General features: G+C 74.1%; 15 protein-coding genes. 4 read left to right on the top strand and 11 right to left on the bottom strand.

The window, feature by feature from the left end; all coding sequences use genetic code 11:
• Window positions 1–110: 110 nt before the first annotated feature.
• A complete protein-coding gene (locus tag LPA41_RS25815; RefSeq protein ID WP_229073366.1) occupies window positions 111–1,097 on the bottom strand; it encodes a malate dehydrogenase in 987 nt (328 codons plus the stop codon).
• Window positions 1,098–1,256: 159 nt separating this feature from the next.
• Between LPA41_RS25815 and LPA41_RS25810 the strand changes: the two genes are divergently transcribed.
• Entirely contained in the window at window positions 1,257–2,186 is a 930-nt protein-coding gene (locus LPA41_RS25810; protein WP_229073365.1) for an LD-carboxypeptidase, read from the top strand.
• Here LPA41_RS25810 and LPA41_RS25805 read toward each other — a convergent pair.
• From LPA41_RS25805 to LPA41_RS25775, 7 genes are all read right to left on the bottom strand, one after another.
• The gene (locus LPA41_RS25805) at window positions 2,113–3,123 is read right to left on the bottom strand and encodes a triacylglycerol lipase (protein WP_229073364.1); all 1,011 of its coding nucleotides are present in this window, start codon (window positions 3,121–3,123) and stop codon (window positions 2,113–2,115) included. The genes LPA41_RS25810 and LPA41_RS25805 overlap by 74 nt on opposite strands.
• Window positions 3,124–3,194: 71 nt before the next feature.
• The gene (locus tag LPA41_RS25800; RefSeq protein ID WP_229073363.1) at window positions 3,195–3,881 is read right to left on the bottom strand and encodes an Imm52 family immunity protein; all 687 of its coding nucleotides are present in this window, start codon (window positions 3,879–3,881) and stop codon (window positions 3,195–3,197) included.
• Window positions 3,878–5,785 carry a Tox-REase-5 domain-containing protein gene (locus LPA41_RS42505; protein ID WP_304523796.1) on the bottom strand — a complete coding sequence of 636 codons (1,908 nt, stop codon included), beginning with the start codon at window positions 5,783–5,785 and terminating at the stop codon, window positions 3,878–3,880. Before LPA41_RS42505 ends, LPA41_RS25800 begins: the two co-directional genes overlap by 4 nt.
• A gap of 85 nt (window positions 5,786–5,870) precedes the next feature.
• Window positions 5,871–8,360, bottom strand: coding sequence for an FtsX-like permease family protein (locus tag LPA41_RS25790; RefSeq protein WP_229073362.1), 2,490 nt, complete (start codon window positions 8,358–8,360; stop codon window positions 5,871–5,873).
• On the bottom strand, window positions 8,357–9,121 hold the full coding sequence (locus tag LPA41_RS25785) for an ABC transporter ATP-binding protein (protein ID WP_229073361.1): 765 nt from the start codon (window positions 9,119–9,121) through the stop codon (window positions 8,357–8,359). The genes LPA41_RS25790 and LPA41_RS25785 overlap by 4 nt, the downstream gene beginning before the upstream one ends.
• A 95-nt stretch (window positions 9,122–9,216) precedes the next feature.
• Window positions 9,217–9,888 carry a response regulator transcription factor gene (locus LPA41_RS25780; protein ID WP_229073360.1) on the bottom strand — a complete coding sequence of 224 codons (672 nt, stop codon included), beginning with the start codon at window positions 9,886–9,888 and terminating at the stop codon, window positions 9,217–9,219.
• Complete coding sequence (locus tag LPA41_RS25775; protein WP_229073359.1) at window positions 9,876–11,105, bottom strand: sensor histidine kinase; 1,230 nt, start codon at window positions 11,103–11,105, stop codon at window positions 9,876–9,878. The genes LPA41_RS25780 and LPA41_RS25775 overlap by 13 nt, the downstream gene beginning before the upstream one ends.
• Before the next feature lie 91 nt (window positions 11,106–11,196).
• On the opposite strand from LPA41_RS25775, the gene LPA41_RS25770 reads away from it, so the two are divergent.
• Entirely contained in the window at window positions 11,197–11,442 is a 246-nt protein-coding gene (locus LPA41_RS25770; protein ID WP_229073358.1) for a hypothetical protein, read from the top strand.
• A 158-nt stretch (window positions 11,443–11,600) separates the two neighbouring features.
• Here LPA41_RS25770 and LPA41_RS25765 read toward each other — a convergent pair whose 3' ends face one another.
• Window positions 11,601–12,299, bottom strand: coding sequence for a hypothetical protein (locus LPA41_RS25765; RefSeq protein ID WP_374238209.1), 699 nt, complete (start codon window positions 12,297–12,299; stop codon window positions 11,601–11,603).
• Between the two features lie 21 nt (window positions 12,300–12,320).
• Window positions 12,321–12,830: a DinB family protein gene (locus LPA41_RS25760; protein WP_229073356.1), complete on the bottom strand. Its 510-nt coding sequence runs from the start codon at window positions 12,828–12,830 to the stop codon at window positions 12,321–12,323.
• Window positions 12,831–12,859: 29 nt separating this feature from the next.
• Between LPA41_RS25760 and LPA41_RS25755 the strand changes: the two genes are divergently transcribed.
• Together LPA41_RS25755 and LPA41_RS25750 are read left to right on the top strand one after the other, a co-directional pair.
• On the top strand, window positions 12,860–13,612 hold the full coding sequence (locus LPA41_RS25755; RefSeq protein ID WP_374238208.1) for an alpha/beta hydrolase-fold protein: 753 nt from the start codon (window positions 12,860–12,862) through the stop codon (window positions 13,610–13,612).
• Between the two features lie 75 nt (window positions 13,613–13,687).
• A complete protein-coding gene (locus LPA41_RS25750; protein WP_229073355.1) occupies window positions 13,688–14,044 on the top strand; it encodes a PRC-barrel domain-containing protein in 357 nt (118 codons plus the stop codon).
• Window positions 14,045–14,310: 266 nt separating this feature from the next.
• Here the strand turns inward: LPA41_RS25750 and LPA41_RS25745 are convergent, their stop codons facing one another.
• Window positions 14,311–15,699, bottom strand: a complete 1,389-nt coding sequence (locus LPA41_RS25745) for a PLP-dependent aminotransferase family protein (protein ID WP_229073354.1) — start codon at window positions 15,697–15,699, stop codon at window positions 14,311–14,313.
• Window positions 15,700–15,760 lie beyond the last annotated feature (61 nt).

Below are 15,760 nucleotides of genomic sequence, written 5' to 3'. Positions count from 1 at the left end.
GCTACGGCCTCCTCGAACGGAACCGTGACGGTGCAGGTACGGGTGACCGGCGACCAGGCCCGGAGACCGCAAAGGGCGACCCGGCCGGGTCGCCCTTCTCAGTGATCAGGTCAGATCAGGCCGAGCTTGCGGACGGCCTCGCGCTCCTCGACGAGCTCGTTCACCGAGGCGTCGATCCGGCCGCGGGAGAACTCGTCGATCTCCAAGCCCTGGACGATCTCGAACTTGCCGTCCTTCGCCGTGACCGGGAACGAGGAGATCAGGCCCGCCGGTACGCCGTAGGAGCCGTCGGACACGACCGCCGCCGACGTCCAGTCGTTCTCGCGGGTGCCGTTGACCCAGGTGTAGACGTGGTCGATCGCGGCGGACGCGGCCGACGCGGCCGAGGACGCGCCCCGGACCTCGATGATCTCGGCGCCGCGCTTGGCGACCCGCGGGATGAACTCGTCGGCGAGCCAGGCCTGGTCGTTGATGGCGTCGCGGACGCTGTTGCCGTTGACCAGGGCGTGCGAGACGTCCGGGTACTGCGTGGCGGAGTGGTTGCCCCAGATGGTGACCTTCGTCAGGTCCGCGACCGAGACGCCGAGCTTGCGGGCCAGTTGGGCCAGCGCGCGGTTGTGGTCGAGCCGGGTCATCGCGGTGAAGCGGTCGGCCGGCACGTCGGGCGCGTGCTGCTGCGCGATCAGGGCGTTGGTGTTGGCCGGGTTGCCCACGACGAGCACCTTGATGTCGGCGGCGGCACCGGCGTTGATGGCCTCACCCTGCGGCTTGAAGATGCCGCCGTTGGCCTCGAGCAGGTCGCCGCGCTCCATGCCCTTGGTGCGGGGACGGGCGCCGACGAGCAGGGCCACGTTGGTGCCCTCGAACGCCTGCTTCGGGTTGTCGAAGACGTCCACACCGGCGAGGGCGGGGAACGCGCCGTCCTCGAGCTCCAGAGCGGTGCCCTCGGCGGCTTTGGTGGCGGCCGGGATCTCCAGGAGACGCAGCTTGACCTTTTTGTCCGCTCCGAGCAGCTGGCCGGAGGCGATCCGGAACAGCAACGCGTACCCGATCTGGCCTGCGGCCCCAGTGACGGTTACGTTGATCGGCTCGGCCATGAGCATCTCCCTGTTAACAGTGTGGGTACGCGCTTGTGATCCACACACCCTATAAGGCGTTCAGCGGACGATGGCCATGATAAGTACCTCACTAATCCCCCGGAGCGCCGCCTCGGCGACACCGGGTACGAAGCGCGACATGGGGTAAGGAAGGGCTGGATGAGACCGGAACCGCTGCGCCACGGCGACGTCGTCGCATTGGTGGCGCCGGCCGGGCCGGTCCGCGGCCACCGGGTCGCCGCGGCCGCCCGGGTCCTCACCCGGCGCTGGGGTCTCACGGTCCGGGTGGGTGCGCACGCGCTGCGTCGCGACGGCTATCTGGCCGGCACCGACGAGGAGCGGCTCGCCGACCTGAACGCCGCGTTCGCCGACCGGGACGTGCGCGGGATAATCTGCCTGCGCGGCGGGTACGGGGTGCAGCGCATCGTGGACGCCGTCGACTACGACGCGGTCCGCCGGGATCCAAAGCTGGTCATGGGGTTCTCCGACATCACCGCCCTGCACGCCGCGCTGTGGCGCCGGACCGGGCTGGCGACCGTGCACGGCCCGACCGGCGCGAGCCTGCCGCTCTCCGAGGCCGCGGCCCGGACCGCCCTGATGACCACCGACCCGGTCGTGGTGCGCGGCAGACCGGGCCGGGGCCGCGCCACCGGTGTCCTGCTGGGCGGCAACCTGACCATGCTGGCCGCCGACGCCGGCACCCCGGGCGCGCTGGACCTGCGCGGCGCGATCCTGCTGGTCGAGGACGTCGGCGAGCCGGCCTACAAGGTCGACCGGATGCTCGTGCAGCTGCGGCGTTCGGGGGTGCTGGACGGTGTCGCCGGGTTCGCGGTGGGCCAGTTCTCCCCTGCCGAACCGCGGCGGGTGATCGACGAACATCTGGGCGCGTCAGGCGTACCGCTGCTCCGGGGTCTGCCGATCGGTCACGGCCGCCGGCAGGTCGCCGTCGGCCTCGGCGTCCCCGCCTGCCTGGACGCCGCAGCCGGAACCCTGACCGTGCAGCCCGCCGCCGCGGTCACCGGTCGCGCACGCAGGCCCGGTCGGCGTAGCAGCGCAGCGGCGGCTCGGCCGGCAACTGCCGGGCGGTGACCATCGCGCTGGCGCTCTGCACCAGGGCCGCCGCGGCGTTGGCCGGGAACGCGACCGGGTCGACGGCCGGCATCAGCGGCGGGCCGCAGCGCTCGGCGCGGACCCGGGCGGGCTGGGCCGGCCCCGGGTGGGTCAGGGCGTCGATGCCGATCAGGTACGCGGCATTGTCGTACGCCAGCCCGAAGTGCTCCACGGTCTCGGCCGGGCAGATCCGGTTGACCTCGATGTTGCTCACGTTCGGGGCGGCCGGCAGGTCGGCCGACGTGTACGGCACGACGATCTCGTCGCTGTGCACGCTGACCTGCGTGTAGGAGACCCCCGGCCAGGTCTGCGGCCCGTCGTTGAGCGCGGCCAGGAACCGGGAGCCGGTGCGCTGCTGCCAGCGGGCGGCCGGGCATCGGCCGGCGGCCGCGCACTGCGCCACGAACGTGTTCGTCCCGTGGTTCGGCGCACCCAGCGACACGTAGTCGTCGACCATTTTCCGGGTGTCCGGCCAGTACTTCAGCGCCCACCGCCCGATCATGCCGCCCTGGCTGTGCCCGACCAGCGAGATCGGGGCGCCGGCCGCGGTGTGCAGCCGGCGGATCGCGTGCACCACGTGCTCGGCCGCGGCCTGGATGTCACCGCTCGCGTCCTCGGGCAGGTCGATCCCGCAATAGGCGCGGTTCTCGCCGGCGAAGGCGCGCGCCCAGTTCCAGGAGAAGTTGGCCCGGAACGTGGAGCCGGTGCCGTGGATCAGCAGCACCGGGGTACGCCCGGCGCGGGCGCTCGCCTTCGCGTCACCGGCACAGTGCAGGACGGGCTGCGCGGCGGTGAGGCTGGGCCCCGGTTCCCCCTGGGGCATCGCGAAGGCCGCGCCCACGCCGGTGACCAGGACGGCGAGCGCGCCCAGCAGGATGGCGCGGACGCCGAACGGGCGGGGACGGTGCAGACGCATGGTGGCGGTGCTCCTCGTCGGTGTGATCTACGAACGGAGGAACGACCGCGCCGCGCGGCGGTGACGCGCGCTCAGCCCGGCGACCAGTGCTCCCGGTCGGCCGGGACGGGTTCGAAGGCGCCGGCGTCGCGCAGCCGGCGGCCCAGGTCGACGGCGTCCGGACTGGTCGCGGCGGGCAGGATCAGGCCACCGCCGGCGGCCGGGCGGCCGGTGCCGGCCAGGTCGGCGGGCACGTGCGCGGTGCGGGCGCGGCAGAGGTACGTGACATAGCCGGTCCACGGCTCCCGCGGCGCGGGCCGTTGCGCCTGGCGCATCCGGAAGGTGCCGGCATGACCCACGTCGGGACGCCACGCCTGCGCCAGGGCGGCGAGGATGTCGCCGAGCAGCGGCAGCCAGGCCCGGAACTCGTCGGTGGTGACGGGTTCGAGTTTCACGAGCGCCACGTTGAGCTGGCCGGTCAGCGGGGCGCGCAGTCCACCCGTACCGTTGAAGTGGATCTGCTGGGGTGCGTCCTGGCCGGCGTAGGCCGCGAAGCGGAACCCGGCGCCGCCGCCGAGGTCACCGTCCGCGACAAGGCTCTCCTCCGGCTCGTCCGCCACCGGCACGTCGGTCTCGCCGTCGTGCACGAACCAGGCGCCGAGCAGCGGGTGCAGGCCGGCGAGGGCGAGGCGGGTGGCTCGCCAGCGGGCCGCGAGGGCGTCGGCGTCCTCAGGGCGCGGACCCCACAGCACCTGTACGGAGATCGATTCCACCGTCACGGGAAACACCGTACCCGGATGTCGTAGATACCCTGCTCGACCAGGGTGCTGGAGAGCAACGCCGCGAACGCGCAGGACCGGGAGCGCCACTCGACCTGATGTGTTCCGCCGGCGGCCGCCGAGTGCCGGCGCGCCTCGTCGATCAGCTCGTCGAGGCCGGACCTCTTCTTGCCCTTCGACGGGACGGTGAAGAAGAACTTCCACTTACCGGTCTTGGCGTCGAAGAACGCGTCGTAGTTGTCCTTCGCGTCGATCAGGATGCCGTTCTCGAAGCCGTCGAAGTGCACCTTGACGGTGCGGCCGTTGTAGTTGACGCCGTCGACCAGGTACTCCTTGGCGCGGGTCACGCCGGTGGCGCGTTCCTGGAAGGAACCCCAGGTGGAGCCGGGTGCGGCGTACCGGTTGGGCGGCGTGTCCACCCAGCTGCCGGGCCCGCCGTCGGTGGTGCCGTTGCGCGGATCGCGCAGCGGGGCGCCGGGCGGTCCGCGCAGGGTGAGCTGCCGGTCCCGTTCGATCCGCCGCACCTGCTGCTGCACCTCGGCCTGCACCTGCGCGGTGGCGACCACCTCGGCGGTGCCGGTGACCGCGATGAGGGTGACGCCGCGTCTGCCGCGGGCTGCCGCGGCGGCGGCCTGGTAGACGGCACCGGCCTGCGGCGACGTGCCGGAGATGGTGCCGGTGCCGTTCGCCGGGATCGGGGTGGGCGCGCTCGTCGCGGTACCGGCGATCCGGCCGTTCACCATGATCGTCGCGATCATCTGGGCGTTGACCTGAGCGCTGCGCACGGTGGCCTGGCCGGTACCGGCGACGGTGTTGCTCACCCGCACGGTGACGACGCAGCCGGCCGGCCCGCAGACCACTTGGGCGTCACCGCGCACATCGAACTTGACGTCCGCGTCGACGGCGTCGGTGAGTTCACCGGCGGCGTCGGCGAGGTCGGTGAAGGTCTGATCGAAATCGGCCGGGGACATGGGAACCATGTCGAAGCTGGCGGCGGCCGGGGCGGGGCTGGGCACTGCCGGGGCGAGGGGAAGCCGCAGGGTGGCGCGCAGGAATCCGCCAGGCAGGCCGGGAAGTTCGGGCAGGTCCGGGAGGGCCGGCATGCTGGGCGGCTTCGGGAGCCCCGGCATGCTCGGCAGCTTCGGGAGCGCCGGGAGGCTGGGCGCCTCCGGGCGGCTGGGCACCTCCGGGAGGCTGGGGATCTCCGGGAGGTTCGGCAGGCCGGGCGGCTTCTTCGCGGCGAACCGGACCACGCGGTACGGCTCGCGGCTCGTCACGTAGAGGTCCCCGCCGGACAGTTCCGCCTTGAGCACCCGCACACCGTCGAGCTCGGTGCCGCGGTCGAACACCCCCGGGAACGTCGCGTCCTCGAGCTGACCACCGAGCAGCGCACCCAGCCGGACCGGCCCGAGCGGCGCGGCCAGCGAGGCGGTCAGCGGCGAACTGCCACCGGTGACCCACCGCCCGGCCAGCGAGGCCGCGGCCCCGCCGGGCGCCAGCGAACCGGCCAGGGCCGCCGGCGCCTTGACGTAGGTCCGCCCGCCGACGGTCATCGTGTCGAACGTGAGCGAGCCGAACGACATCCGGCCCAGCGCGTCACCGCCGGCGGTGACGCGCTGCTCCATCCGCGCCCCGCCGAGCGACGTGCTGGTGTGCAGGACCGGGCTGGCGGTCAGCGCGGCCACCGCCTCCCGGAACGGCCGGCCGGTGTCCCGGCGCGCGATCACGACAAGAACGGCGGTGACCGCCACCGCAACGACCACCACCAGCGCGAGCGGCACGATCCAGCGGGGCCGCCGGTACCAGGGCGGGCGATCCTTTCCGGACGGCTGGTCGGACTCGGACGGCTGTTCAGGGACGGTCTTCGGGTCCGGCTCGGGCGGCTGCTCGGGTTCGGTGGACATCGCACTCCCCCAGTGGCGTTCATCGATGGCTCAGGTGGGGAAGCACCCTAGCCCACCGCCGTCAGCCGCGTTGCAGGCGGCGCCGTCACTCCTTGAGGCCCAGGTGTTCCACCGGCGGGGTTCGCAGCAGCCGGGCGACCGGGAGGATCGTGGTGGCCAGGGCCAGCACCGTCGTGCCGCCGAGGACCGTCGCCCAGCCGAGGACCGGCACGTACGGGACGAGGCTGCCGGTCAGCGCCCGCACCACGCTGCTCAGGGTGAGCGCGGCGATCGCGCCGCCGAGCAGGACGGCGGTGCCGAGCAGGCCGAGCTGTTCGGCGTTCACCATGCGCCTGACCTGGCGGCGGGTGACACCGGTGAGCCGGAGCAGGGCGAGTTCGCGGCGGCGGGCCAGGGCCGCCATGACCATGGTGTTGGCGGCCGCGACCACGGTGTACCCGACCATCACGCCGATCAGCAGCCGGTTCAGCCAGGCGCTCAGGGCCAGGTCGCGGGCGAGGCCGCCGGTGAGCGCGGCGGTGCCGGTGACCGTGCTGCCGGGGTGGTCGGCGGCGACCCGGCGCAGGGCGGCGTCCACCGCGGGTGCGGGCGCTGCGCTGATCAGGATCTCGTCGTCGGTGCCGGTGGCGGTGTGCCCGGCGACCGTGGCGAGCGGGAGCAGGACGTCACCGAAGCCGAGCCCGCGCCGGTAGATCGCGATGATCCGGGTCGGCGCCGGGGTGCCGTCGCCGAGTCGCATGTCGACGGTCTCCCCGAGGTCCCAGCCGGCGAGCGACGCCTGGGTGGCCGAGACCGCGGCGGTGCCCTCACGCAGGTAGGCGAGGTCTCCGGACCGGACGTCGAGGTCGAGGACGGACGCGACGGACGCCGGGTCGACGGCGCGGGCCGCGACACTTTCGCCGTCGCCGAGCAGCGACACCAGCACCGCGGTGTGCCGGACGGGGGTGGCCGCCCGTACCCCCGGGATCGCCCGCACCCGCTCCACCGCCGAGCCCGGCAGGCCCGCCGGGGCGGCGAGCACCCGGGTGGCGAGCAGCCCGGCGCGGGTCTGCGCGACCGCCTGCCGTTCCAGGTTGTCCTGCAGGAACCAGACGGATCCGCCGAAACCGACCGCGAGGACCATGCCGGTGAGCACCGTCGCGGTGCCGCGCGCGTTGGCGCGCAGGTTCGCCGAGGCCAGGTAGCCGCTGGTGCCGAAGACCCGGCGCAGCGCCGGCGCGGTCAGCCGGGCGGCGGCCCGGTTGATCCACGGCGCGAGCAGCGCGACGGCCGCCACGAACAGGTAGAGCATGCCGAGCGCGGCGCCCATCGCGGTCTGCCCGCTCGCGCCGACCGCGGCGCCGGCGGCCGACGCGGCGGCGACAAGCGTGATCAGGCCGCCGAGGAGTCGTCCCCGGCCGGCCTCGGCCGGTTCGGCGGCGGCCTCGCCGAGGGCTTCGGCGGGTCTGATACCGGTGACCCGGCGGGCCGCGACGTAGCCGGCCAGGGCTGCCGCGCCGACCACCAGCACGGCGGCGGCGAGCGCGGCGAGCAGGCCGGGTTGCATCGGGAAACCGGCGGGCAGGAAGCCGCGGCCGGTCAGCTCGCCGGTCAGCCACCGGGCGGCGGCCAGGCCGGCCGGCACACCCAGCACGCCGGCGAGCACGGCGACCAGCGCCGACTCGGTCATCACCATGCGGCGGACCTGGCCCGGGGTGGCGGCGACGGCCCGGATCAGGGCGAGGTCGCGACGCCGGTGCCGTACCGAGAGCCCGACCGTCGCGGCGACCACGAAGACGATCAGCAGGACCACGTACCCGCCGAAGGACGCGCCGATCTGCACCAGCAGGTTCGCCGCCGCGCGGTCCGCGGAACGCTCCGCCAGGCCGCTGTCCGCGCCGGTCAGCACGCGGGCGTCCGGCGCCAGCGCGGCGATCCGGGCACGCAGCGCGGCGATGTCGGCGCCGGGCGCGGCGAGCACCCCGATCGCGCCGGCCCGGCCGGGACGCGGCGCCAGAGCCCCGGCCTGGGCGTCGGTGAAGAAGACCGCGGCACTCGCGCCTCGTGGCACCAGACCACTGATCTTGTACGGGCTACGCGCACCGCCGAGCACCAGTTCGACCCGCGTACCGGGCTGTGCGCCGGGTCCCGCGGTCCCCTCGTCGAGGACCACCTCGCCGGCCGCGCGCGGCGGGGTTCCGGCGATCAGCGGGTACCGGCCGAGCGCCGCACCGGACCACCCCCGCCCGACCGGTTCCCCGCCGACCACGACCCGCTCGTCGGCCGCCACCGCGGCGACCCCGGGCAGGGCGCGGATCTGATCGGAAAGCGTCATCGGCACGGTCCCGCCCTCCGGCAGCACGACCGTGCTGCGGTAGGTCGACCCGTCGAGCTCCGTGCTGGTGAACGTGGTGTCGACGCGGGCCACGACGAGGTCGGCGGCGGCGTACCGGACCGGCTGGGGGTGGTGGCGCAACCCGGACTCGACGAGCGTGCCCATCGCGGTGAGGACGAGCGCGCCCAGGGCGAGGGCGAACAGCGTGGCCACCGACGAACCGGGCCGGTGGCGCAGCATCCGCAGGGCGAGCCGGGTCATCGGACGGCACCGTTCATTGCCGCGCCGCTGCGGGCGGGACGGCGGCCCAGCTCGGCCAGCCGGGCGGCGATCCGCGCGGCGCCGGGCTGCGGCATGTCGTCCACGATCCGGCCGTCGGCCAGCACCAGCACCCGGTCGGCCCAGGACGCCGCCACCGGGTCGTGGGTGACCATGACGACGGTCTGCCCGTGCTCGTCCACGACACCGCGCAGCAGGGCCAGCACCTCGGCGGCCGTACCGGTGTCGAGCGCGCCGGTCGGCTCGTCACAGAAGATCACTTCCGGTCGCGCGGCGAGGGCCCGGGCGATCGCGACGCGCTGCTGCTGGCCGCCGGAGAGGGCCGCCGGCCGGTGCCGCAGCCGGTCACCGAGGCCCACCTGCTCGACGACCCGGGCCAGCCACTCCCGGTCCGGGCGGGCCTTCGCCAGCCGCAGCGGCAGCACGATGTTCTCCTCGACGGTGAGCGCGCCGATCAGGTTGAACGCCTGGAAGACGAAGCCGATCCGGTCGCGGCGCAGCTCGGTCAGCCGGGTCTCGGAAAGCGCCGACAACTCGATGTCACCGATCCACACCCGGCCCTCGGTGGGCCGGTCCAGCCCGGCCGCGGCCTGCAACAGGGTGCTCTTGCCGGACCCGGACGGGCCCATGATCGCGGTGAAGGTGCCGCGGGCGAACTCCGCGTCCACACCGGCGAGGGCGTGGACCGGTTCCCCGTCGGACCGATAGACACGGGTCAGGCCCTGGACGCGAACGGCAGACATCTCGACTTACCTCTCCGTGGACGACACGGAGAAGTCTGTGACGAGCCGGGCCGCCGGGAAATGAAGCCACCGGGCCGATCAAGGTACAGCAGGCACTACCTGTCCGGGTGCGCCTGTCTCTGGGTGCTGTCCAGGTATCGGAGCACGGCCGTGACGCGACGGTCTGCGCGGTCGTCCGGCGCCAGCTCCAGCTTCGCGAAGATGCTGCGGATGTGCTTGTGCACGGCGCCCTCGGTGACGAACAGCCGTTCCGCGATCGCCGTGTTGCCCAGCCCCTCGGCCATCACCGCGAGGACGTCACGTTCGCGCGGGCTGAGCCGGCTCAGCGCACTGTCCGGCCGGGACCGGGCGAAAAGCTGGCCGACCACCTCCGGGTCGATGGCCGTGCCGCCACCGGCCACCCGGTGCAGCGCGGCCAAGAACTCCTCGACCCGGCCGACGCGTTCCTTGAGCAGGTAGCCGAGCCGGGCCGTACCGTTCGCCAGCAGGTCGGTGGCGAACGCCTGCTCCACGTAGGCGGAGAGCACCAGCACGGCCAGGTCCGGCTGCCGGCGACGGGCCTCGACGGCGGCCACGATGCCCTCGTCGGTGTGGGTGGGCGGCATCCGAACGTCGACGATCGCGACGTCCGGGTGATGCTCGCCGACGGCCGCCAGGAACGGGCCGGGCCCGTCGGTGGTGGCGACCACGTCGAGGCCCTCGGCGCGCAGCAGCAGCGCCAGCCCCTCGCGCAGCAGGGCGTCGTCCTCGGCGATCACGATCCGCACGGCAGCTCCGCCTCCAGCGTCGTCGGCCCGCCCGGTGGGCTGGTCATCACGAAGCGGCCATCGTAGGCCTCGACCCGCCGGCGGATGCCGCCGAGCCCGGAACCGGCGGCCTCGTCGGCCCCGCCCCGCCCGTCGTCGGTGACGCTGACCCGCAGCCGGTCGCCGGCACGCCGCACGGCCACCGTCACCGCCGACGCCCCGCTGTGCTTGACGACGTTTGTCAGCGCCTCGGCCACCACGAAGTACGCGGTCGCCTCCACCGACACCGCGCACCGGCCGGGCACGTCCACGTCCAACCGGCACGGCACCGAGCAGGCGCCGGCCAGCCCGGTCAGAGCACCGGACAGGCCGCGGTCGTCGAGCACCGGCGGCAGAATCCCGCGCACCACGGCACGCAGCTCGGCGAGGGCCTGCTCGGTGGCCTCCTGGGCGCGGCCGAGGATGTCACCGACCGCGTCAGGGTTGCGGTCGGCGGCCCGGCGCGCCGCACCGATCAGCACGTTCAGCGCCACCAGCCGGTTCTGGGTGCCGTCGTGCAGGGCCCGCTCGATGCGGCGCAACTCGACGGCGTGCGCGTCCAGCGCGGCGGCCCGGGTCGCGGTCAGCTGCGCCACCCGCAGCGACAGGTCGACGTCACCGGCCGGGGCGAGCAGCCGCCGCCCGGCCAGCGCCTGCAGTTCGGCGAGTCGCGGGCCCAGGCCGATGGCGACCGCCGCGCACACCACCCCGATCAGCCACACCCCGAACACGTCGGCGGCGCCGTCGATGCGCCACACCACGATGCCGGGGCCGCCGTCCTCCGGGTCCAGCGCCCAGAACCAGAGCGGGAAGGTGCCGTTCTCCACCGCGTACACCGGCAGGGTCAGCCCCACCGCGCCCAGCAGGAAACCCGCCGTGCCGTGCACGGCCAGCCAGGCCAGCTCGCGGCGCACCGGCGGGTCGCGCAGCGCCTCCCGGGTACTCACCGGCAACGGCGGCGCCCCGAGCACCTCCGGACCCCAGCGGGACAGCCGGGCGCGTTCCCGGTCGGCGACCGCGCGCGTCACCCGGAACACCGTCGGCACCAGCGGCAGACCGGCCACGACCAGGCACGACAGCGCCACCAGGAGCGCCCAGACCAGGGCGCCGAGCGCCAGCACCGACGTACCGAGCCCGCCGACGATGTGTTCCAGCGCGTCCACGGCGACACGCAACCGGCGGACCAGATGACGGCGCATCCGTCAGAGACTAGCCAGGTACAGCCTGCTGTACCCCAGGAGGCGAGCTGGCGGGATCGCCGGGCGGCGGGTGCGTTCCTAGGTTGGGGACATGGCTGATCCGTACCGCATCTCCGAGCCCACCGACTCTTCCGTCCCGACCACCGAGCCGGCGCACCCGGCCGCCGAGCGCCGCAGCGTGCTGCGCCCGATCCTGTGGCTGGTTCTGATCGTCAGCGCCGCCGCCAACGCCGTCACCTCCGCGCTGAACGTCAACCTGTTCGTCAGCGCCGGCTTCGGCCTGGTCGTCCTGGGCTGCATCGTGGCGCTGGTGACCGGCCACTACCGCAACCGCTGAACCGTCCCGGGCGTGGTCGGACCGCAACCGCTGAACCATCCGGTTCGCCCGGCGGCCGTGGCCGGTGCGGGTGAGCGACGCGGACCGGCTCGCCGGCCGGATGCCCGCGTAGTGCCGCGCGGGCTTGGTGACGACCGCCGGCCCCTCGAAGATCTCCGTCAGACTCCCGTGTCCGCAGTGGAGCGCCAGCGCTGGCTGACACGGTACGCGAACGCGCGCGTCCCGTGGATCGTGCCGGTCGGGTGCAGGTCCTCGGTGGCGTTGCGGATCGGGTCGAAGGCGAGCGCGGCGTCGGCCTCGGCGGCCAGCAGCGGGCCGAAGGTGACCCGCCCGTACGGCTGGTCGTCGGCGTAGAGCAGGAACCCGGCGCGCCCGGTGACCGCCGCGGCCACGACCGCGTCCAGCGACCGGCCGAGCCGCGGACCGGTCTCCGACGGGCCGGCGGCCAGGTAGATCTTGCGGCCGGTGCCGGTGCGGTACGCCGTGATCGAGCCGTACCAGGAGTCGAAGCTCCGCCGCGGCGCCGGCAGGTGACGGGTTGCGCGGCCGGTACCGGACGTGGAGAGCAGCAGGTCGGTGCCGGTGCCGTGCAGCCGGACGGCGAGGCCGAGCACGTCCGGGCGGCTGCCCTTGGAGCCGAGACCTTTGGACACCCGGACCGTGGCCCGGTAGCGGCCGGGCCGGTCGAGCAGCGCCGCGCCGATGGCGTCCGGCAGGCCCCAGATCTCCACCTCACCGGCGAAGGAGCGGCCGGCCGGGTGCAGGGATCGACGATGACGGGACCGCTTCGCCCGTACACCCAGAAGCAGGACCGCCATCGCGGCCGCGACCATCGGAGGCTTTCTCACGGGCACCATCGGTACCCGCCCGGCCGTCGTCTATGCGGTCTGCTGTCCGGTTGCCGGGATCTGCTTCCCGGCCGCGAGGATCTGCTCGCGGAGGATGTCGGCGTGGCCGCAGTGCTGGGCCAGTTCGCGCAGCATGTGCAGATAGACCCAGCGCAGCGGGAGCGGGCCGCGCCGGTTGCCGGGCAGCAGGTCGTCCAGGCCGAGGCCGGCGACCGCCTGCCGGGACTGCTCGCAGGCCCGCCGGTAACCGTCCAGCACGCTCGCGATCGTGTCCTCGTCGGCGAGCACGAACGACTCGTCCGGGGTGGCCGGGATGCCGATCTCGGCACGCGACCGGCCGGTGACCGCCTCGTCGAACCACACCTTCTCCACGAACGTCATGTGCCGGACCAGGCCGAGCAGGGTGGTCCGGGACGGCACGAGCCGCCGCCGCGCCTGCTCCTCGGTGAGCCCGTCGAGGCTTGCCGCGAGCAAGTCCCGGTGCTCGTCGATGAAGGCCTCGATCTGCGCGCGCGGCGGCTCGTGGGTCGCTGATGACATCCGGACAGCATGTCAGCCGTTGATCAGGCATGCGACGACGACATCTTCTGGCGGCCGGGGCGCTGACGATGCTCGGCGCTTGCGGGGCGAAACCGGTCGTGCCCGTGGTGCCGCCCGGTGAGGAACGGCTCGAGCAGCGTTACTCCGCGGCCCGGAACCGGTCGGTGGACTTCTGGACGGCGGTCCCGGCCGGCCACGGTGACGGGCGCGGCCTGCCGGTCTGTCTGATCCTGCACGGCGGCTCGAAACGGCCGGCGGACTTCTCCGCGCTCGGTCTGGGCAACTTCCTGACCGATGCGGTACGCCGCGGGGCGCGCCCCTTCGTGCTGGCCGGCGCCACCGGCGACCGCCTCGCCTGGCGCCCGCGTGGCGGCGACGACCCGCAGTGGATGGTGCGCGAGGAACTGCCGGTGTGGTGTGCGCAGCGTGGTTTCGACACCAGCCGGCTGGCGGCGTGGGGCTGGTCGATGGGCGGCGCGGGCGCGTTGTTGCTGGCCTCGACGTTCCCCGGCTTCGTCCGGGCGGTGGCTGCCTTCTCCCCCGCGGTCACGCCGGGTGATGCGGTCTTCGACGGCCTGCCCCGGCTGGGCCGGCTGCCGGTCGGCTTGTGGTGCGGCAAGGACGACGACCTGTACGGCAACGCCCGCGAACTGTGGGCCGGCCTCCCGGTTCCGCCGCGGGTCGGTGGTTTCGGGCCGGGCGAGCACAACTTCGACTACTGGCGCACCCAGATCCCGGCCGCCTTCGACTTCGTGGCGTCGAACCTGGAACGGCCGTCCTGACCGGCCTCGGCCTGGGGGTCGCCGCACATACTTCTTGCCTGTTTCCACCACCCTTGGCGAGGGCACATCCCAGGCATGTTCCCTGCTGAGAATCTGCGTGACTGGCGTGGCGAGAGCGTCATCGACCCGGACGGCGACAAGATCGGCGAACTGGAGGCGGTGTACGTCGACACGGTGAGCGACCAGCCGGCGTTCGCGACGGTGCGGGTCGGTTTCATCGGCCGGCACAAGCTGGTCTTCGTGCCCCTGCTCGGTGCCACGGTCACCCCGAAGGCGGTCCGCGTCCGGTACGAGAAGAAGCTGGTCGGCAACGCGCCGAGCATCGACGTCGACGGCGAACTCGCCGCCACCGAGGAGCCTGCGCTGTTCGCCCACTACGAGCTGGCGTACCAGGCCGGCCCGTCGGGCGCCCGCCGCCTCGCCCGCCGCTGACCCCCGGCCGCCCGGCAGCTTCCCAGACCTGCCGGGCGCCTCGTCCAGACCTGCCGGGCGCCTCGTCCAGCGCTGCCGGCGCCTCGCCCAGCCCTGCCCGCATCTCGTCCGGCGCGGCCCGGCGTCTCATCCGGCGCGGGCCCGGTCTCTCGTGCGTCTCGAAGGCGCGGGCGAGGCGGCAGCCCGGCGTCTCGTCCGGCGCTGCTCGGTGTCTCGTCCGGCGCTGCTCGGTCTCTCGTTCGGCGCTGCTCGGTCTCTCGTTCGGGTCAGAAGGCGCGGGCGAGGCGCCGGACCGCCTCGTCCATCTGCCCGGGTGGGCCGGCCGCATACGTCAGCCGCAGGAACGCGCCCGCCGGCTCCGCCGCGAACCATGGCCGGCCCGGGAAGACGACCACGCCCTCGGTGGCGGCCGCGGTCGTGACGGCCGTGTCGTCCAAGCCGTCGGGCAGGCGCACCCACAGGTGCATGCCGCCGCGCGGGATGCGGGACGGCACCAGGTCGGGCAGGTGCCGGGACAGAGCTGTCAGCAGGGCCTCCCGCCGGTCACGCAGCGCGACACGCAGTGCCCTGCGGTGCCGGGTCCAGGCCGGGGACGACACGAATTCGCAGGTGGCGGCCTGTAGCGGACCGGCGACGAAGAAGTCGTCGAGCAGGCGGGCCGCGCGCAGCCGGGCGCCGGCCGGCCCGCGGGCGCCGATCGCGGCCACCCGCAGGCCCGGTGCGGCCGGTTTGGTGAGTGATCGCAGGTACACGACGTGGCCGTCCGGGTCGCCGGCGGCCAGCGGCGGTGGGGCGGTGCCGTCGACGGTGAGGTCACGGGCGTAGTCGTCCTCGATCAGGAAGGCGCCGTTGGCCCGTACCGTCTCCATGACCGCGGCCCGCCGCGTCGCCGCCAGGGTCGCGCCGCTCGGGTTGGCGTGCAGCGGCTGGCAGTAGAAGAGCCGCGCCCCGGTCCGGGCGAAGGCCGCCGCCAGCTGATCAGGGCGTACGCCGTCGTCGTCCGCCGGCACCGGCACCACCCGCAGCCCGGCCGCCCGGGCCGCGGCGAGCGCGCCGAGGTAGGTGGGCGACTCGACCAGCACGGTGTCACCGGCCGAGGTCAGCGCACGCAGCGCCGAGGAGAGCGCCGCCTGCCCGCCCGGGCAGATCACCATGTCGTCGGCGCGCAGCCCACCGCCGGCTTCCCGGGCGAACCAGGCACGCAGGTCCTCGCGGCCCTCGGCGGGCCCGCGCTGCCACGTCGCCGGTTTCCGGGCGGCCCGGGCCAGGGCGGCACCGAGCGCGGCGGACGGCTGGAGATCGGCGTCGAGGTACCCGCTGGAGAGCGAGATCGCCCCGTTCGGCGGTAACGCCAGTAGCGCCTGCATCTCGTGCTCCCCGGACCGGGCCGGGCCGAGCGCCACCGTCTGCCAGGACAGGTCCGCGGCACCGGCGGTGCGCTCCGGCCGGGCGGCCACGAAGGTGCCGCGCCCGGATCGCGTCTCCACCAGGCCTTCCGCGACCAGTTGACGGATCGCGCCGGCCACGGTGACCGGTGAGGCCTGGTGCCGCGCGGTGAGCACCCGCACCGACGGCAGCTGCCCGCCAGGGGGTGAGGCGGCCACCACCCGCCGAAGATCTTGGATAACACGATCGGCTGCGTTACCGTTCTCCATGACAGTACAGAGTAGCGCTACTGAGTCCCGGACGATAACGGCGGGCCTGACTCTCGGCGCT

The sequence above is a fragment of the Actinoplanes sp. DH11 genome, from assembly GCF_020873875.1.
In the GTDB taxonomy this organism is placed as follows: domain Bacteria; phylum Actinomycetota; class Actinomycetes; order Mycobacteriales; family Micromonosporaceae; genus Actinoplanes.
This window is presented reverse-complemented; position numbering and strand designations above follow the sequence as displayed.